Source organism: Clostridium sp. OM05-6BH, assembly GCF_003481635.1.
In the GTDB taxonomy this organism is placed as follows: domain Bacteria; phylum Bacillota; class Clostridia; order Lachnospirales; family Lachnospiraceae; genus Butyribacter.
In genome coordinates this window covers 34,159-54,371 of sequence record NZ_QULH01000007.1, presented here as the reverse complement: position 1 = coordinate 54,371, position 20,213 = coordinate 34,159, and the positions used below count along the sequence as shown (strand labels likewise).

General features: G+C 43.3%; 15 protein-coding genes. 14 read left to right on the top strand and 1 reads right to left on the bottom strand.

The features are described from left to right. Nucleotides 1-4: 4 nt before the first annotated feature. Nucleotides 5-1,108, bottom strand: a complete 1,104-nt coding sequence (locus DXB73_RS07940) for an undecaprenyldiphospho-muramoylpentapeptide beta-N-acetylglucosaminyltransferase (protein ID WP_118690723.1) — start codon at nt 1,106-1,108, stop codon at nt 5-7. A 267-nt stretch (nt 1,109-1,375) separates the two neighbouring features. Between DXB73_RS07940 and DXB73_RS07935 the strand changes: the two genes are divergently transcribed. From DXB73_RS07935 to DXB73_RS07865, 14 genes are all read left to right on the top strand, one after another. Further along, entirely contained in the window at nt 1,376-1,957 is a 582-nt protein-coding gene (locus DXB73_RS07935) for a 2-oxoacid:acceptor oxidoreductase family protein (protein WP_022026017.1), read from the top strand. Nucleotides 1,958-2,048: 91 nt separating this feature from the next. Then, nucleotides 2,049-2,354: a 4Fe-4S binding protein gene (locus DXB73_RS07930; RefSeq protein WP_022026018.1), complete on the top strand. Its 306-nt coding sequence runs from the start codon at nt 2,049-2,051 to the stop codon at nt 2,352-2,354. After that, nucleotides 2,354-3,532 carry a pyruvate ferredoxin oxidoreductase gene (gene porA / locus DXB73_RS07925; RefSeq protein ID WP_118690722.1) on the top strand — a complete coding sequence of 393 codons (1,179 nt, stop codon included), beginning with the start codon at nt 2,354-2,356 and terminating at the stop codon, nt 3,530-3,532. The genes DXB73_RS07930 and porA overlap by 1 nt, the downstream gene beginning before the upstream one ends. A 29-nt stretch (nt 3,533-3,561) precedes the next feature. Beyond that, nucleotides 3,562-4,503, top strand: coding sequence for a thiamine pyrophosphate-dependent enzyme (locus tag DXB73_RS07920; protein ID WP_022026021.1), 942 nt, complete (start codon nt 3,562-3,564; stop codon nt 4,501-4,503). A 70-nt stretch (nt 4,504-4,573) separates the two neighbouring features. After that, nucleotides 4,574-5,464 carry a LysR family transcriptional regulator gene (locus DXB73_RS07915; RefSeq protein WP_118690786.1) on the top strand — a complete coding sequence of 297 codons (891 nt, stop codon included), beginning with the start codon at nt 4,574-4,576 and terminating at the stop codon, nt 5,462-5,464. After that, nucleotides 5,461-6,984, top strand: coding sequence for a leucine-rich repeat domain-containing protein (locus tag DXB73_RS07910; RefSeq protein WP_118690721.1), 1,524 nt, complete (start codon nt 5,461-5,463; stop codon nt 6,982-6,984). The genes DXB73_RS07915 and DXB73_RS07910 overlap by 4 nt, the downstream gene beginning before the upstream one ends. A gap of 374 nt (nt 6,985-7,358) precedes the next feature. Beyond that, nucleotides 7,359-10,520 carry an isoleucine--tRNA ligase gene (gene ileS, locus DXB73_RS07905; RefSeq protein WP_118690720.1) on the top strand — a complete coding sequence of 1,054 codons (3,162 nt, stop codon included), beginning with the start codon at nt 7,359-7,361 and terminating at the stop codon, nt 10,518-10,520. 224 nt (nt 10,521-10,744) lie between these two features. Next, nucleotides 10,745-11,950: a response regulator gene (locus DXB73_RS07900; protein ID WP_118690719.1), complete on the top strand. Its 1,206-nt coding sequence runs from the start codon at nt 10,745-10,747 to the stop codon at nt 11,948-11,950. A gap of 6 nt (nt 11,951-11,956) precedes the next feature. Then, a complete protein-coding gene (locus DXB73_RS07895) occupies nt 11,957-13,453 on the top strand; it encodes a histidine kinase (protein ID WP_243104006.1) in 1,497 nt (498 codons plus the stop codon). A gap of 277 nt (nt 13,454-13,730) precedes the next feature. Further along, nucleotides 13,731-14,771 carry an ABC transporter substrate-binding protein gene (locus DXB73_RS07885; protein WP_118690717.1) on the top strand — a complete coding sequence of 347 codons (1,041 nt, stop codon included), beginning with the start codon at nt 13,731-13,733 and terminating at the stop codon, nt 14,769-14,771. Between the two features lie 190 nt (nt 14,772-14,961). Further along, nucleotides 14,962-16,479, top strand: a complete 1,518-nt coding sequence (locus DXB73_RS07880; protein ID WP_118690716.1) for a sugar ABC transporter ATP-binding protein — start codon at nt 14,962-14,964, stop codon at nt 16,477-16,479. Beyond that, nucleotides 16,472-17,533, top strand: coding sequence for an ABC transporter permease (locus tag DXB73_RS07875; RefSeq protein ID WP_118690715.1), 1,062 nt, complete (start codon nt 16,472-16,474; stop codon nt 17,531-17,533). The genes DXB73_RS07880 and DXB73_RS07875 overlap by 8 nt, the downstream gene beginning before the upstream one ends. 1 nt (nt 17,534) lies before the next feature. Continuing rightward, complete coding sequence (locus DXB73_RS07870; protein WP_022026030.1) at nt 17,535-18,572, top strand: sugar ABC transporter permease; 1,038 nt, start codon at nt 17,535-17,537, stop codon at nt 18,570-18,572. A 34-nt stretch (nt 18,573-18,606) separates the two neighbouring features. After that, the gene (locus DXB73_RS07865) at nt 18,607-20,199 is read left to right on the top strand and encodes an FGGY-family carbohydrate kinase (protein ID WP_118690714.1); all 1,593 of its coding nucleotides are present in this window, start codon (nt 18,607-18,609) and stop codon (nt 20,197-20,199) included. Nucleotides 20,200-20,213 lie beyond the last annotated feature (14 nt).

Sequence of the window (20,213 nt, the reverse complement as noted above, 5' to 3'; positions counted from 1 at the left end):
ATCCTCATTTCTGTTTTCTGTTCAGACGGCGGTTATGCTTACGCGCCTCATTGATCAATCCCACGATTTTTTCAATGGAATTATTCAACTGACTTTTGTCCATGGCGTGAATATATTGTTCTCGGTTCGTGTACACGTCATTTACCGTCTTCAGCAATAATTCGTTGGTCACATCTTTTTCCTGTATTACAACGCTGTAACCGGACTTTTCAAAAGAAGCAGCATTAAGGATCTGATCGCCGCGGCTGGCTTCAGCAGACAGCGGGATTAAAATGTTCGGTTTGCGCAGTGCCAAAATTTCACAGATTGCATTTGCGCCGGCACGAGAGATTAAAATATCGGCAGCGGCCATAAGGTCTCTTAATTCCGGTCCGATATATTCATATTGAGCATATCCTTTTGTGTCGTTTAGCGAGTCGTCTAATTTGCCCTTACCGCACAAATGGATCACATGAAACTTTTGCAACAGTTCCGGCAATATGCCTCGGACAGCATCGTTGACTGCTACGGCACCAAGACTTCCACCCATGATCAGAAGAACCGGTTTTGTATCATCAAAACCACAGAATGCAAGGCCTTTTTCGCGACTTCCCTTAAATAACTCCTGGCGGATCGGGGAGCCGGTTAGTACAGCCTTTTCTGCCGGAATATGCTTCATCGTTTCTGGAAAGTTAGTGCATACGCGGTGCGCACATGGAATGCAGATCTTATTGGCAAGACCCGGTGTCATATCAGATTCATGGATCACGCAGGGAATGTGACGAAACTTTGCTGCCAATACGACAGGTACAGACACAAATCCACCTTTGGAAAACACAACATCCGGCTTGATTCTGCCCAATAATCGAATTGCCTGACCGAGACCTTTTACTACCTTAAAAGGATCACTTAAGTTTTTGACATCAATATAACGTCTAAGTTTACCACTGGAAATCCCGTAATAAGGGATCCCCTGCTCTTTGATCAATGTGCGTTCAATTCCCTCATAGGAACCAATATAATGTACATCGTACCCTTGTTTTTTTAGCTCAGGGAGTAATGCAATATTCGGGGTGACGTGGCCGGCTGTGCCGCCACCGGTAAGTACGATTTTTTTTACTTTGCTCATAAATATCCTCCTTGCTCTGCGGTAAAAATGCGATAGTACGGCTTATGAATATGTGATAACAGCCGCTTCATATATGTGCAGACACTATTACCAATAGTATACCAGTATCAAGAAAACTCGCAACAGGTGCACGGGTGAATTTTATTCACCTGCAAAGTGAAAGAAAAGAAACTTTCTCGCTTTACTTTTTCGATACACCCTATATAATAGTATTGTTGAGAAAAAATGAACAATTACATGAAAAATATTCACGAGACGGAGGACACCATGAAGAATGGAATAGAAATCAGATGGCATGGCAGAGGTGGACAGGGTGCTAAGACTGCAGCACTTTTGCTGGCAGATGTTGCGTTTAAGACAGGACAGAATGTGCAGGGATTCCCGGAGTATGGTCCGGAACGTATGGGGGCGCCGATCACAGCGTACAACCGTATCAGTCAGGATGTGATTCGCGTTCATTCAAATATTTACCATCCGGATTATGTGGTCGTTGTGGATGAGACGCTGTTAGAGTCTGTTGACGTCACAGCAGGTCTTAAGAAAGAGGGTGCGATCATTGTAAACACACCAAAGTCTAAAGAGGAGATCATGGAGCATCTCAAAGGATATGAGGGTGATGTGTACACTGTGGATGGTCGTAAAATTTCGGTGGATGCGTTGGGCAAGAATTTTCCGAATTCGCCGATGTTAGCTGCTATTGTCGCAGTAAGCAAGGTGATGCCTCGTGACAAATTTATTACAGAGATGCGGGCATCTTATGAACATAAATTTGCAAAGAAGCCGGAAGTGATCGATGGTAACATGAAAGCACTGGAAATGGCGTTTGATGCGGTAGAAGCATTGATGTAGGCGACAGCACTGCGAATGTAGAAAGAAAGCATCAGCAACACAGCCTGCAGCATCAATAAAATGAATAGAGTTTAAGATAGGAGAACAAGAGATGAGAACCGATATTACCAAAATCAATGAAAAGACACCTCATCAGGATCTGACAGAGGGATTGATGGTATTTGCCGGTGGTACGTCCAAACTGTTTAACACAGGAGAATGGCGTACTAACACGCCGGTATATGTAGCTGACAAATGCAAACAGTGCCTGCTGTGCACACCGACTTGTCCGGATGGATGTATTCCGGTTGTCGATGGCAAGCGTCTGGCATTTGATATGGATCATTGCAAAGGATGTGGTATTTGCGCAAATGTATGTCCATTTGGAGCAATTGAGATGAAGGAGGGAAATGTATAATGGCGATCAAAGAACGTATGTCAGGTAACGAGGCGGTTTCCTATGCGATCCGTCAAGTCAACCCGGATGTTATGCCGGCTTTCCCGATCACGCCATCCACGGAGATTCCGCAGATGGTATCTACTTATATTGCGAATGGGGAAATGGATACAGAGTTTATTCCGGTAGAGAGTGAGCATTCCTCCATGAGTGCAGCCATTGGTTCTGAGGCAGCAGGAGCAAGAAGCCTGACGGCAACATCTTCCGCCGGATTGGCGTTGATGTGGGAGGAACTTTTATTAGCAGCTTCAAATCGTCTGCCGCTAGCACTTACTTTGGTCAACCGTACCTTATCCGGCCCGATCAACATCAACTGTGATCACTCCGATGGAATGGGCGCAAGAGATACCGGCTGGATCCAAATATATGCAGAAAATAATCAGGAAGCGTATGACAATTTTATTCAGGCGTATCCAATTGCGGAAGACACCAGAGTACATTTGCCGATCATGATCTGTCAGGATGGTTTTATCACCAGTCATGCGGTGGAAAATATCATGTTATTAGAGGACGAGCTGGTAAAAGATTTTGTTGGCGAGTATGAGCCGGAAGAGTTTTTGCTCAACCCGGGCAAGCCGATCGCAGTTGGACCATATTCAGTCAGCAACTATGCAATGGAAGCTAAGAAAAATCAAGAAATTGCAATGGAAAATTCCAAAGAAGTCATTCTGGAAGTTGCCAAAAAATTTGCAGCAATGTCTGGCAGAGAATATGGATTATTTGAGGAGTACCGCACAGAAGATGCTGATTATATCATATTGATCATGGGTTCAGCAGCAGGAACGGCAAAAGAGGCAGTGGATGAACTGCGTGAGCAAGGGAAAAAAGTTGGTGTGTTAAAGCTTCGTGTTTTCCGTCCGTTCCCGGCAGAGGAAATCGCAAAGGCACTCAAAGGCTGCAAGGCAGTGGCTATTTTGGATCGTTGTGAAAGCTATAACGGTAACAATGGACCGCTCGGTCAGGAAGTAATGGCTGGATTATTCCGCGAGAAGGTAATGATCGAGGCAGTAAATTATATTTACGGACTGGCAGGAAGAGATTTTACCATATCTGATGCAAAAGCTGTATTTGAGGAAATTACGGATCTGGTAGAAAATGGCAAGGAAGTTCCGCAGCATCAGTACATCCGTTTACGTTAACAGTATGAAAAATAGAATGGAGAACGACAATGAGTGATTATACATTAAAAACGATGATGAACAAGCCGGAGCGTTTGGCACCGGGACACCGTATGTGTGCGGGTTGTGGAGCGACGATTGCTGTTCGTGCCGTACTTCGCGCTCTGCATGAGGGAGATCAGGCAGTGATCGGTAACGCAACAGGATGTTTGGAGGTATCTTCTTTCATGTATCCGTATACGGCATGGGAAGACAGCTATATTCATAACGCATTTGAAAATGCCGGAGCTACGTTGAGTGGTGTTGAGACAGCATATAAAGCATTAAAAAAACGCGGTAAACTGCCGGAAGATGTTAATTATAAATTCATCACTTTTGGCGGCGATGGTGGAACTTATGATATTGGTTTTCAATCGTTATCCGGTGCAATGGAGCGTGGGCATGATATGGTATATGTCTGCTATGACAACGGAGCGTATATGAATACCGGTATTCAGCGTTCTTCGGCGACACCGATGTATGCAGATACAACGACAACGCCGGTTGGCAAGCAGTCTAATGGTAAAATGCAGAACCGTAAAGATCTGGCAAGCATTATTGCAGACCATGATGTCCCATATGTGGCACAGACAACCTTTACTACGAATTTTCAAGATATTCACCGAAAAGCAGAAAAGGCAATTTACACAGAAGGTGCTTCTTTTCTCAATGTAATGACGCCGTGTCCAAGAGGATGGCGTTATGATGCGGCAGAAGTGATGAAGATATGCAAATTGGCAGTAGAAACATGTTATTGGCCGTTGTTCGAGGTAGATCATGGTAAGTGGATCTTATCTTATGAGCCTAAGAAAAAATTGCCGATTGAGGATTTTCTTCGTGAGCAGGGACGTTTCAAGCATTTGTTCAAAAAAGGCAATGAGCATTTGATCGAGCAATTTCAGGAAGAAGTTGACAGACGTTGGGAAGATTTGCAGTTTAAGTGTTCCAGATAGTTGTGTGTGGATCTGAGATAGAACTCACAGGAAACGACAGCCAAGCTGGAACGCAGAAATGGAAACGGCTATGACTTTATTAATGTATCAGGTATTAAAAACAGTGACGGAACAGGGGAGCTTTCGTAAAGCAGCAGAATTACTGGGGCTGACGCCATCTGCGATCAGTCACGCGGTTGCTTCGCTGGAAGGAGAACTTGGATTTCCGGTGCTTAACCGCAGCAAATCCGGCGTCACATTGACAGATTATGGGGAGCGGCTGCTCCCCTATGTTAACGCAGTGTTAAATAGCAACGAGAGTTTACAACAGAAAGTGGCGCAGTTTAACGGCTTAGAACAGGGAACCGTTAAGCTGGGCTGCTTTTCCAGTACTTGTACTAATTGGATTCCGGATATTTTGCATTCGTTTCACAAACTTTATCCGGGAATTGTGATAGAAGTACTTCAAGGAACATATGACGATGTGGTATACTGGATCAAGAACGGTGTGGTGGATATGGGATTTTTGTCGGCATCAAGTGCAGGTGATCTTTCCATTGTTCCATTGTACAAAGATCCGCTGCTGTGCGTTATGCCCCAAAATATGGAGCGGCACGGCGATGGTGAATACATTGGGATTGACGAGATGAAGACGTATCCGTTTGTAGCGCAGCGGGAGTCTACAGATGCAGATATACAGAACTTTTTGAAAGGAAGTGATCTGGATGTACATGCCAAGTATCATGTTGTAGATGATCTTGCCATGGTATCTATGGTTGCACATGGATTCGGAATATGTATTATGCCGGAAATGGTCATGAAAGACATTCCATATGAGGTGAAATGCTATCCGATCAAGCCTGAAGCATACAGAATCGTTGGACTCGCCACACAGAACTCGGAGTTTATGGCTCCGGCAGTCAGCACAATGTATCAATATATTATTGAACATTACAAACAGAAAGACGAGGTAGATGTATGAAACAGTGGGAGAAATTAACGGCGTGGCTGGTGGTATTTGCGCTGGTTGCCGGTTTAGGCGGTGGAAGCACCTTCGTGCAGGTGAGCGCAGCAGAGGAAACCAGCGATTTTGCGTATGTTGTCAATGAAGATGGAACGGCAACGATCACCGAAGTGAAAACCAATGCGGCAGATGTGATCGTTCCGGCGGTGATCGATGGACATACCGTAACGGCGATCGGAAGTCATACGAGCGAATGGTCAACAACGCCGGCGGGCGCGTTTGAGAGCAAATGGCAGGCTGTGAATGTCTATTTGCCGGATACGATAACAAGTTTTGCAGACAGAGCCTTTGCTTCTTGTGCGGTAGAACATATATATCGATATGATCCTGCACAAATATCAGCAGAAGATATTGTCAGCAGCGGTTCGGCATTGGGTGTGCCAATGCAGCTTAAGACAATGGGAAGTCATTGCTTTGATAATAGCCGGTTGAAAGAAGTTCAGATCGACGCACAGGTGGACAGTGTTGGAGATGGGGCCTATGCTACGATCGCAGCGCTTAGCAGCGTGACACTCGGCAAGACCGGACGTATTGGAACGATCGGTAAAAATTGTTTTCAAAATTCCGGAGCACAGACGCTCAACTTTTATTTCTATGGAAGGGTAGATGCGATTGGTGCGAATGCGTTCGAGGGTTCGGGCGGTATTCAGGATTTTTATATGGAAGATGTCGGGATCGTGGGAACAGAAGCATTTAAGAATTGTCACATCAACACAATGACACTCAAGGGTTCGTTATCAGCGATCGGTGATCGCGCCTTTATCGGATGTGGCAATTTGGACAAAGTGACAATACAGTCTTCTGCACCATATACCATTGGAAAATATGCCTTTACTTGTGCATCGATTAAAGAGGTGACATTTTCAGATGGTCTTAGTTCGGTAGCGGAAGGAACTTTTTCCGGCTGCGGCAAACTGTCTAAAGTGTATTTGCCAACGACATTAAAAGAAATTGAGAAAAATGCCTTCGAGAATGTATCGACGATCACAACGATCACGATCAATGATACTGCCAAAGTTGATGATGAAGCCTTTAAGGGAGCGGGTGGCACAACTTGGGGTGCCCTGGACCGTTTGAACAATCAGTCTGTCAAAAAGATCGTGGCAAAGGCATTGCATCGAAATCTGAAGACGCCGCTGCCAAAGGTTGCCAAGGCATCGCTTAAGAAAGCCAAGGCTGCAAAAAATAAAAAGAAGGCAAATCTTAAATGGACAAAGAGCAAGAACGCAAATGGATATATTGTGTACTGCAAGGTTGTTAAGAAAGGCAAAAAAGCCGGTAAGATTGCGTGGAAAAAGGTAAAGACGGTCAAAAAGCCGAAGACAACCAAGTGCACGGTAAAGATAAGTGCCAAACAGCGTAAAGTATTAAAAAAGAAGGGAAAGATCTATTACAGCGTGCGTGCTTACAAAAAGGTAACCGTAAATGGCAAGAAAAAGACCATTTACAGCGTGTATTCTCAGAAAAAACTGAAATAGTTCATTGTCCCAGCTCAAATGGAGCCGACAATGGCATATATTTGTAAAAAAGCAGAAATAGCCTTGACAAAGAAAAAATCGCACAGTATTATTAAGGTTAGATTACAAAGACGATGACGAAGACAGTAGCCTTAGGGGAAATGTTTCAGAGAGTCCGGGGGAGTGTGAGCCGGACACGGAGTATCCTATGATCGCGAACATCACTTCCGAGTTGCGGCTGGAACGGATCACAGATCTCAGTACAAACCGTCGGTGCCCACCGTTACATGGGTCATGCATAGATTATTGTGCAGCAGAATAGGTGGTTATACGAAATTACAGCTTTCGTCCTGTTTGGGGACGGAAGCTTTTCTTTTTGAGGAAAGGAGAACACAATGTATCAAAAAGTATCAACAGACTTAAATTTCGTTGACAGAGAGAAAAATGTTGGCGAATTTTGGCGCAACCAAAAGATTTTCGAAAAATCCATGAAAGCACGTGAAGGAAATCCAACCTACACGTTTTATGATGGACCGCCTACCGCAAATGGTAAGCCGCATATCGGTCACGTTCTGACTCGTGTTATCAAGGATATGATTCCTCGTTATAAGACGATGAAGGGTTATATGGTGCCACGTAAAGCGGGATGGGATACTCACGGACTTCCGGTTGAGCTGGAAGTAGAGAAACTGCTTGGCTTAGATGGCAAAGAGCAGATCGAAGAGTATGGTATGGAGCCATTCATTAAGAAATGTAAAGAATCTGTTTGGAAATACAAAGGTATGTGGGAGGACTTCTCCGGCACGGTTGGATTCTGGGCTGATATGGACAACCCATACGTTACGTATGACGATAACTTTATTGAGTCTGAGTGGTGGGCACTCAAAGAGATCTGGAATAAGAAGCTATTATATAAGGGCTTTAAGATTGTTCCTTACTGTCCAAGATGTGGTACACCACTGTCTGCACAGGAAGTGGCACAGGGTTATAAGTTAGTGAAAGAACGCTCCGCTATCGTGCGTTTCAAAGTGACTGGCGAGGACGCTTATTTCCTGGCTTGGACGACAACACCTTGGACGCTGCCATCTAACGTTGCGCTTTGCGTAAACCCAGAGGATACTTATATTAAAGTAAAGGCAGCAGACGGTTATACGTACTATCTTGCAGAAGCATTAGCAGACAACGTATTAGGAAGCCTGGCAGATAAAGACAGTGATACACCTGCTTATGAGGTGCTTGAGACTTATAAGGGAAGCGATCTGGAGCGCAAGGAGTATGAGCCATTGTATGCTTGTGCCAAAGAGTGCGCAGACAAACAGCACAAGAAAGGTTTCTTCGTGACTTGTGATACTTATGTAACCATGTCCGATGGTACCGGTATCGTGCATATCGCTCCTGCCTTTGGTGAGGACGATGCCAATGTTGGAAGAAACTACGATCTTCCATTTGTACAGTTTGTTACAGAGAAAGGTGAGATGAGCGCAGAGACGCCATTTGCCGGACTTTTTGTAAAGAAAGCAGATCCGGAAGTGTTGAAAGATCTGGATGCGAAAGGACAGCTTTTTGCAGCACCGAAGTTTGAACATGATTATCCACACTGCTGGAGATGTGACACACCACTTATTTACTATGCACGTGAGTCTTGGTTCATCAAGATGACAGAAGTGCGTGATGATCTCGTGCGCAACAATAATACCGTAAATTGGATTCCGGAGTCGATCGGAACCGGACGTTTCGGTAACTGGCTGGAGAATATTCAGGACTGGGGTATTTCCCGTAACCGTTATTGGGGAACACCATTAAATATTTGGGAATGTGAAGGCTGCGGCAAGCAGGAGTCCATCGGAAGCCGTGCAGAGCTCGCTGAGCGCAGTGGTAATCCGGAAGATGCCAAAGTAGAGCTTCACCGCCCATATATTGATGCCGTTACATTTACCTGCCCGGACTGTGGTAAGACAATGAAGCGCGTACCGGAAGTGATCGACTGCTGGTTTGATAGTGGAGCAATGCCGTTTGCACAGCACCATTATCCATTTGAGAATAAGGATCTTTTCGAAAAACAGTTCCCGGCTCAGTTTATTTCTGAGGCAGTAGACCAGACCCGTGGATGGTTCTATTCTTTGATGGCAGAGTCTACACTGCTCTTTAACAAGGCGCCTTATGAGAACGTTATCGTCCTTGGACATGTACAGGATGAAAACGGTCAGAAGATGAGTAAGTCTAAGGGAAATGCAGTGGATCCGTTCGATGCACTTGAAAAATACGGCGCAGATGCGATCCGCTGGTATTTCTATATCAATAGTGCACCGTGGCTGCCGAACCGTTTCCATGGCAAAGCAGTGCAGGAAGGACAGCGCAAATTCATGGGTACTCTTTGGAATACCTACGCATTCTTCGTATTATATGCTAATATTGACAACTTTGATGCGACAAAATATACATTGGATTACGATAATCTTGCCGTTATGGATAAGTGGCTGTTGTCACGTTTGAACAGTACGGTTCAAGCTGTGGATGATAATTTAGCAGCTTACAAGATTCCGGAAACTGCCAGAGCATTGCAGGAATTTGTGGATGAGATGAGTAACTGGTATGTAAGACGTTGCCGTGACCGTTTCTGGGCAAAGGGCATGGAGCAGGATAAGATCAATGCATACATGACATTGTATACAGCGCTTGTAACCATTGCCAAAGCTGCAGCACCAATGATCCCATTTATGACAGAGGATATTTATCGTAATCTTGTATGCTCATTGGATGCAAGTGCGCCGGAAAGTGTACATTTGTGCGACTTCCCTGAGGTGCAGAAAGAGCATATCGACAAGAAGCTTGAGGCAGATATGGAAGTTGTACTCGAGGCAGTTGTACTTGGACGTGCATGTCGTAACACTGCAAATATCAAGAACCGTCAGCCGATCGGTAAGATGTTTGTCAAAGCAGATGCGGCGTTGTCACAGTTCTACCTTGACATTATCAAGGACGAGCTTAATGTCAAGGAAGCAGAGATTACCGAAGATGTCAGTGCACTCACGACCTACAGCTTTAAGCCACAGCTTAAGACGCTGGGACGTCGTTTTGGCAAAAACATCAATGCGGTTCGTGAAATCCTTGCAGGATTGGACGGACAGGCTGCTATGGCAGAATTGAAAGAGAAAGGCACTCTGACGATCCAGGTAGAGGGCGTTGACGAAGCACTCGCTGAAGAAGATCTGTTGATCGAGGCTGCACAGATGGAAGGCTATGTATCTGACAGTGATCACGGAGTAACTGTTGTACTGGATACGAACCTGACTCCGGAACTGTTAGAGGAAGGTTTTGTGCGCGAGGTTATCAGTAAAGTACAGACCATGCGTAAAGATGCCGGATTCGAGGTGATGGATCACATTCAGTTGTACGTTAAGGACAATGACAAGGTGAAAGATATCGTGCAGAAGAACGAGGAGAGTCTTTGCTCAGATGTTCTGGCGGATGGCGTAACCTATGATGAAGTTTCCGGATTTACCAAAGAATGGAGCATCAATGGCGAGAAAGTTACGCTCGGTGTAGAGAAGAAATAATGTGTTATATACTTAAATAATAGTAGAATAATACTTGCATTATTTTTCATTTTATGTAAACATAAAGAAGGGCAAACAGTGATGACAATGTTATATGTATATGACATTGACAGAGGCGTTTGCCCTTTTGTAGTATAGACAATAAAGTATATGAGGCAAGACAGGTGACGTAATAGAAGAACAGCCGCAGGTTGATCAATAAAGAGTATGGAAGGGTGATGTATATGATTAAGGTTTTTTTAGTTGAAGATGAGGTGGTAATTCGCGATGCGATCAAAAATAGCATTGATTGGGAACAGGAGGGCTATGAATTTGTTGGGGAGGCAAGCGATGGGGAACTTGCATTGCCAATGATCTTGAAAGAAAAGCCGGACATACTTATCACAGATATTCGTATGCCGTTTATGGATGGGCTGGAGTTAAGTCGTCTTGTCAAAAAAGAGCTGCCGGACACGAATATTATTATTCTTAGTGGATATGATGAGTTTGAATATGCAAAAGAGGCGATCAAGATAGGGGTTGAAGAGTATTTGCTGAAACCAATCTCTTCCAATGTATTGTTGGAGCATTTAGGGGAGGTGGCTTCCAAAATTCATGAAAAACAGAAGGAATATGAGCAACGAGAACGACGTATTCGTGAAATGCGCGAAAAATATCTTTCATTTCAAAAGAAGGATCGTGACGATAACATCAATTCCATCAAGAGTTCAGACGCGGATTTTGATATTAATAGTGTAGATGATCTTAAAGAAATACAGGATGCGATCGCAGACTTTTTGAGCGAAGGAAGCCCTGAGGACGTCCCTCATTTTGTTGAGGCGTTACTGGACAAGATGCCAAGAGAGCATTTTCGTTCTATAATATTACGGCAATATGTTATTGTAAACATCTTTGCCACGGTAACTTCTTTTTGCAAAAAATTTGAAGATAAAGTGGAGAAGACTCAGACAGAAGAGATTGCACATTTGCAGGAATTAAAAGATCGTGAAAAATTGCTTCGGGAGGCATTGGCAACTGCAGAGTCACAGGAAGACATTCAAACATACATGACACAGCTTTTGGCGAATGCATTGGAAGTGCGCAATACAGTAAGTGACAGGAGATATTCAGATGTTATTCTTGCGGCGCAAAAGATCATAAAAAAACAGTATATGTCAGAAGACATTTCGCTGAATACAGTTGCAGCAGAAGTGGGGATGAGCGCCAGCTATTTTAGTACGATCTTTAGCCGTGAAATGAATCAGACATTTGTTGAATATTTAACAGAGATACGCATGAATAAGGCAAAAGAGCTGCTTACCTGTTCGTCTCTTAAAACTGCAGAGATTGCATTTGAAACGGGATATCGAGATCCTCACTATTTCAGTTCGCTGTTCAAGAAGACACAGGGGTGTACACCGAAGGAATATCGCGCATCAAGAAAGGGGTGATTGTCCGTGAAGTGGCGAAGATATAATCAACTATCCATCAACAAGCGCTTGATCATGATTCCGTTTGTTGCGATCATGCCCATGATAGTTCTTGTGTGCTATCTGGTGTGGACGGTATCCAGTGCAACTGCAGCATATGCCGGCATTAATAAAAATGTGGAGCGAGCCAATCAGTATGTACGTGATTTTAAGGAACGAATTGATTACACCATGTATCTGTCCGTGATTCGGAACAAAAGCATAAATGAGCTGGATATTGGAAAAACGACAATCAATGGTATTGTTACAGTGAATCCATATGATTATATTGAAGAGTTAAAAACTGTTTGTGATGAGTTGTCGGAATCTGCTACAGTAGATATCAATCGCAATCAGATCAAACGACTGAAAAATTCCTTAAAATCCTTAAAAAAGAATGTTGCAGAGTTAGAATATAATATCAAAAATAATGAATTGTACGATGCCAACATGAAATATTTGGATGACAACATCTATGAATTGACTGCCTTGATCCAATCAGGCCTACAAAATTATATTTATATAGAAACAACCAACTTTGAGGAGGTAAAAGAAGCGCTGGATAAAAATAATGAAAGAACGATCTTGCTTTGCATGATTACAGCGATGGTCGTGACGGCATTATCAATCTGCCTGTCTGCACAGGCAACCAAAAGCATTATTGTTCCGATACGCAAATTATGCAAGATGACAAGTAAAGTGGCAGAGGGAGATTTTACAGCTAAGACAAAAGTGAATACCAAGGATGAGATTGCAGTGCTGGCACACAACTTTAACGACATGACGAAGGAGATTGGTCATTTGGTGGATGATATGCAGCACAATCATGAAACGCAGCGGATATTGGAGAGTAAACTGCTTCAGGCGCAGATCAATCCACATTTTTTGTATAATACATTAGATACTGTCGTGTGGCTTGCGGAAGCAAAGCAAAATGATCAGGTTGTGGCGATTGTGACTTATTTGTCAGAATTTTTCCGAACAACACTTAGCAAGGGACAGGACATTATTACGATTTATGATGAGAAGCGGCATATTGAAAGTTATCTCAAGATCCAGCAGTTCCGATATCAAGATGTATTAGAGTACAGTATTGATATCGAGGAGAAATTGTATGAGGTAAAAATCCCCAAACTATTATTGCAGCCCTTGGTAGAAAATGCATTGGTGCATGGGATTCGCAATAAGAGAGGCAAAGGGCACTTGTCGGTTCGGGGTTACTTTCAAGAAAATGATGTGATCTTTGAAGTGGAAGATGATGGAAAAGGAATGAACAAAGAGGAACTGGAAGCATTGATCCACGGTATGGATCATGATTCCGGTGCTGACAGACAAAGTGGATTTGGGGTGGCAAATGTAAATCAGAGAATACATATTTATTATGGTGAGCAGTATGGAATCAGCTATGAAAGTCATCCCGGAGAAGGAACGCTTGTCCGTATACAGGTGGCGGATCACGTGTCAGAGGTTCCGGTGATACAGTGACAAATATCATGTGTCATTGTGAAAAGAAGACTATGGGGATGGGGTGGTCGAAAAAAATTCTACTTTTTTTAAAAAAAATCTCCCTTATTCTGTTTGCAAAGAAAAAATCTCAACCAAAACAAAATGATATTCTGTATGCGAACGGTGAAAAAAACAGTATTCTATATATACAAGTTACAGATGAGACTGCAATACATAAAACTGTTTGCCCGATGGTTACTGATTGCTAAACATCTGAAATAGAACGTCAAATTAACGAGATAAGGAGGATACGCTTATGAAAAAGAAATTACTCGGACTGGCTCTTTTAGGAGCAATGATGGCAACGTTGTTAGTTGGATGTGGTTCATCCGGAGGGAAGAAAGGTGATACGAAAGATGATGTGATTACCGTTGGATTTTCTCAGGTTGGTGCAGAATCTGATTGGAGAACAGCTAACTCAGAATCAATGAAATCAACATTTAGTGAGAAAAATGGTTACAAATTGATTTTTGATGATGCTCAGCAGAAACAAGAAAACCAGATCACAGCAATCCGCAACTTTATCCAGCAGGAAGTTGATTATATCGTACTTGCTCCGGTAACAGAATCCGGATGGGATCCGGTTTTGAAAGAAGCAAAAGATGCAGATATCCCGGTAATCATTGTAGATCGTATGGTAGATGTATCAGACGATAGTCTTTATACTGCATGGGTTGGCTCAGACTTCAAACTGGAAGGTGAAAAAGCATGTGCTTGGCTGAAGGCTTACACAGAAGCTAAAGGCATGAAGGAAGTAAACATTGTCGACATCCAGGGAACGATTGGTGCATCCGCACAGATTGGTCGTACAGAAGCCCTAAATGAAGCTGTAAAAGCCAATGGCTGGAATCTTCTCGCACAGCAGACCGGTGAATTTACACAGGCAAAAGGTCAGGAAGTTATGGAGTCTATGTTGAAACAATATGACAATATCAATGTTGTATATTGCGAAAACGATAATGAGGCATTTGGTGCCATCAATGCAATTGAAGCTGCAGGAAAAAAAGTGGGACCGGATGGAGATATTTTGGTAATGTCCTTTGATACGACAAAAGCTGGTATCACAGATACCCTGTCTGGCAAGATTATCTTAAATACAGAGTGCAATCCACTTCATGGACCACGTGTAGAAGAGATCATTAAGAAATTAGAAGCGAATGAAAAGGTTGATAAGAAAGCTTATGTTGATGAAGGAATTTTTGCTCACAGCGATGATGTGACAACAGTAAAAGCGGGCGACAAAGATTTTGATGTTACCAAGGTAACACAGGATGTGATCGATAAGAGAGCTTATTAATTGACAGCAGCTTCAAAATAAGCAGAAAAAAAATAAGCGGCGTGGTGGACAACCGGCAGATGCCTAAGGTTACTGCCACGCCCTTTTTGCGCAATTTTTCAGGACGGATCGTACGGAAAAATAATGCAAAGGTACAAAACATATGGCACGGGAAAATAAATCATAAACAGTAGAAAGTGGGTGAATCTTTATGGAAAACAATGTGGTATTAAGTATGCATGACATTTCCAAAACATTCCCTGGTGTAAAAGCATTACAACATGTAGATTTCACACTTCGTAAAGGTGAAATTCATGCGTTGATGGGTGAAAATGGAGCGGGAAAGTCGACATTGATCAAGGTGCTTACCGGAGTACATTCCTTTGAGAGCGGCGAGATTTTGATGGCAGGATCAGATGGAGCGATCATTAATCGATCTCCGCAGGAAGCACAGGAACATGGAATCAGCACGGTATATCAGGAAGTGAATCTGTGTCCGAACCTGACGGTGGCAGAAAACTTATTTATCGGCAGAGAACCTAAAAAACTTGGAATGATCGATTGGCATACAATGAATAAAAAATCGGCAGCATTGCTAAAAAGTTTATCGATCGATGCACGAGCAACGGACAAATTAGAAGAGTGCTCTATTGCAAAACAGCAGATGATCGCAATAGCCAGGGCGGTTGATATGAAATGTCAGGTATTGATCTTGGATGAACCAACATCATCCCTGGATGATGAAGAAGTAGAAAAGTTGTTTGTATTGATGCGTAAACTGAAAGATCAGGGAGTAGGAATTATCTTTGTTACACATTTTCTGGAACAGGTGTATGAAGTATGTGACAGAATCACCGTATTAAGAAATGGACATTTGGTGGGAGAATATCCGGTGAAGGAATTGCCTCGTGTGGAATTGGTTGCTAAGATGATGGGCAAAAATTTCGATGATCTTGCAGATATTAAAGGAGATCATAAAAAGCTGGAACAGTATATTCCGGTTGTGGAAGCGGAGCAGGTTGGCCGAAAAGGCAGCATTCGTCCATTTGACTTTACCGTCAATAAAGGTGAAGTGGTAGGACTTACCGGGCTTTTGGGGTCGGGACGCTCTGAACTTGTTCGTGCAATATATGGTGCTGATAAACCGGATGGTGGCACGATCAAGGTAAATGGCAAAGAAGTTAAGATCAAATCACCGCTTGATGCAATGAAGCTGGGAATGGCATATTTGCCGGAAGACCGCAAAAAAGATGGCATTTTGGCAGATCTGTCGGTGCGTGAAAACATGATCATTGCACTTCAGGCAAAGAAAGGTATGTTTCATCCGATGAGCCGAAAGGAAATGGAAGAGGCAGCAGATAAATATATCGATCTGCTTCAGATCAAGACAGCGAGCCGTGAGACACCGATCAAGAGCCTGTCTGGTGGTAATCAGCAAAAGGTGATCATTGGACGTTGGCTATTGACTGATCCGGATTATCTTATTTTGGATGAGCCGACGAGAGGTATTGATATTGGTACGAAAACGGAAATTCAGAAATTGGTGCTTGATCTCGCAGATCAGGGAATGGCAGTAACTTTTATTTCTTCTGAGGTGGAGGAGATGCTTCGTACTTGCACAAGAATGGGAGTTATGCGAGATGGTAAAAAGGTAGGAGAAGTTGCCGGAGATGAATTAACACAGGAAAACATCATGAAGGCAATAGCGGGAGGTGACAACAATGAGTAATGTAAAAGAAAAGGTAAAGGCAGTCACATCAATGCGCTTGTTTTTGCCAATCGTTTGTTTAATTGCTGTGTTGTTGGTCAATCTGATCACGACACCGGGATTTTTCAAGATCTCCATTAACAATGGCGTATTGTATGGCTATGTTGTAGATATTGTAAACCGAGCATCGGAGCTTGTTATATTGGCAGTTGGCATGACATTGGTTACAGCGGCTTCCGGTGGACAGGATATCAGCGTAGGCGCTGTGATGGCGGTGGCAGCAGCAGTTTGCTGCCAGATATTATCCGGCGGAAAGGTGTCGGTCGATGCGTTGGCGGCACCACTTGCTTTAGGAGTTGTAGCTGCACTGTTAGCCTCTGCATTATGTGGAGCTTTCAATGGATTTTTGGTAGCAAAGCTTAACATCCAGCCAATGGTGGCTACATTGATCTTGTTTACGGCAGGGCGCGGCATTGCACAGCTCATTACATCCGGCCAGATCACTTATGTACGAGTTGGTTCCTACAAAGTGTTTGGTGGTTACATTGGCAAAATTCCAGTGCCGGTGCCAATCTTTTTAGCGATCATTGTTGTACTTTTAGTGCACTTAGTGCTGAAGAAGACAGCGCTTGGATTATATATCGAGAGCGTCGGGATCAATGGAACGGCATCTCGCTTGGTAGGACTTAATTCTACAATGATCAAATTTGTAACATATGTAATTTGTGGCTTAATGGCAGGAATCGCCGGAGTGATCGCTTCCAGCAGAATCTATTCGGCAGATGCAAATAACATTGGCTTGAACCTAGAGATGGATGCCATCTTAGCGGTTGCTCTTGGCGGCAATGTATTGGGCGGTGGAAAATTTAGTCTGATGGGATCAGTGATCGGCGCCTATACAATTCAGGCATTGACTACGACATTATATGCGATGAATGTTAAAGCGGATCAGTTGCCGGTATATAAGGCAATCGTAGTTATTATCATTGTCACATTACAAAGCCCTGTATTCAAAAGCTTTATCAGCAAGCAACGTGCAAAAAGAGCGGCAGCTATAGCGGAAGGGGGTAAATAATATGAAGTTTTTACGTAGAAATGAAGAATCCAAACGATCTATTAATAGCAATACCTTTCTTCTGTTTATCACGATCGGCCTGTTTGCGGCAATGTACATAGCAGGAATGATTATATTTGAGGATAAGGGATTTGCGAAACCACAGATGTTTTTGAACTTATTTATCTCCAATGCAGGTCTTTTGGTCATTGCTGTTGGACAGACCATTGTAATGATTACCGGTGGTATTGATATTTCGGTAGGCTCGGTAACTGCCCTGGTATGTATGGCGGTTGCGAATCAAATGGAACATCATGGAATGAATGCCTATATGGCGGTTCTCTTGGCACTGTTCATTGGTGTCGCCTATGGCGTGGTGCAAGGATTTTTGATCTCCTATCTTGAGATACAGCCTTTCATCGTCAGCTTGGCAGGTTTGTTCTTTGGACGTGGTTTGACGTCCATGATCAGCACGGAAATGATCTCAATCAAGAATAAAACATTTCTTGCATGGGCCAATTATAAGATCTATCTGCCAATTGGTTCGTACAGCAGGCGTGGAAAATTCTTGCCGGCATATATTTATCCAACCGTTATTATTGCATTGCTGATCGTCATTATCGTCGCGGTCATCATGAAGTATACTAAATTTGGCCGTGAGGTATATGCAGTAGGTGGAAATGCGCAGAGTGCCATGATGATGGGATTAAATGTACGCAAAACAAAGTTTAAGGCATATCTTCTGAATGGACTTTTGGCAGGATGTGGTGGATTCCTGTTTTGCCTGAATAGCTGTTCTGGCTTTGTGGAGCAGGCTAAGGGGCTTGAAATGGATGCCATTTCCGCATCTGTCATCGGAGGAACCTTGTTAAGTGGAGGTGTTGGTACACCGTTTGGAACAATTTTTGGTGTATTGATCAAAGGTTCGATATCCAGCTTGATCACCACACAGGGATCACTTTCCAGCTGGTGGGTTCGCATTGTGTTATCAGCACTGCTTTGCTTCTTTATTGTATTACAGGCTGTGTTAGCACACATGAAAAGAAAGAGAGCCAATTAACGAGAGTTGGTATTAGAGGAAGGGATGGTTTTCTATGGACGAGATCAAAAAAAGAATAGAAGAAGGAAGAACAACGCTTGGTATCGAATTTGGTTCGACCAGAGTAAAAGCGGTCTTGGTAGATGAGACATTTCAACCTATTGCGTCTGGTAATTATCGCTGGGAAAATCAATTGGTAGACGGTTATTGGACATATTCTCTGGAAGAGATCATAACAGGTTTGCAGGAAAGTTATCAGAACCTGGTGTTGGAAGTGCAGAAAAAATATGGCGTGGTTCTGACGAAAATCGGTGCGATTGGTTTTAGCGCAATGATGCACGGATATATGGCATTTGACAAGGAAGATAATTTGTTAGTACCATTTCGGACTTGGCGCAATAGCACAACAGAAAAGGCGGCAGCAGAATTAACGAAATTGTTTGGGTTTAATATTCCTGAACGATGGAGTATAGCTCATTTATATCAGGCGATTTTGAATGAAGAAGATCATGTAAAAGATATTTCATACATTACAACGCTGGCGGGATACCTTCATTGGCTGCTGACAGGGGAAAAAGTGATCGGGATCGGCGATGCTTCCGGTATGTTTCCAATTGATGTTGATACGAAGCAATATGATCAGGAGATGATTGCGCAATTTGAGCAATATATTTCCGGAAAAGACTATTCGTGGCATTTGTCAGATGTTTTGCCAAAGATTTTGCTTGCCGGAGAGCAGGCGGGAGTTTTGACAGAAAAGGGAGCTAAGCTATTAGATCCTAGCGGGACACTGTTGGCTGGAATACCGCTTTGTCCACCAGAGGGAGATGCCGGTACGGGCATGGTAGCGACTAACAGCGTGCGTGTGCGAACCGGTAATGTATCGGCTGGAACATCTGCTTTTGCTATGGTTGTCTTGGATAAACCAATAGAAAAAGTATATCCGGAAATTGACATTGTAACAACACCGACCGGAGAGGCAGTGGCTATGGTACATACCAATAACTGTACTTCTGATATTAATGCTTGGATCGAAGTGTTTGGTGAAACGTTGAAATGCTTTGGTGTTGAAGCTACAAGAGAAGAGATTTTTGATAAACTATTCCGGGTTGCAATGGCGGGAGACGCAGATTGTGGAGGATTGCTATCCTATGGATATTACTCTGGAGAAAACATCACCAAATTATCCGAAGGCAGACCTTTGTTTGTGCGAACACCGGAAAGTAAATTTACACTTGCCAATTTTATGCGGATGCATTTGACAAGTGCTTTAGGAGCGCTCAAGGTTGGCATGGATATTCTCTTGAAACAGGAAAAAGTAAATTTGGAGCGGATTTTAGCGCATGGAGGTTACTTTACCACGAAAGGTGTAGGACAAAAACTGCTTGCCGCAGCGCTTGGTACACCTGTGTCAGTCATGGAAACGGCAGGTGAAGGCGGCCCTTGGGGTATGGCGATCTTGGCAAGATATATGATAGACAGAGGTGAGGTTGAATCGTTAGCTGCCTATTTAGATCATTATGTATTTGCAGAAGCTGTTGGAAGCACAGAACAGCCGGATCCTGATGCAGTAAAGGGCTTTGAAACGTTTATTGCCAGCTATAAACAGGGACTTGGTGTAGAACAGAAAGCTGTAGAGATAATGTAAGGTGTTACATATCG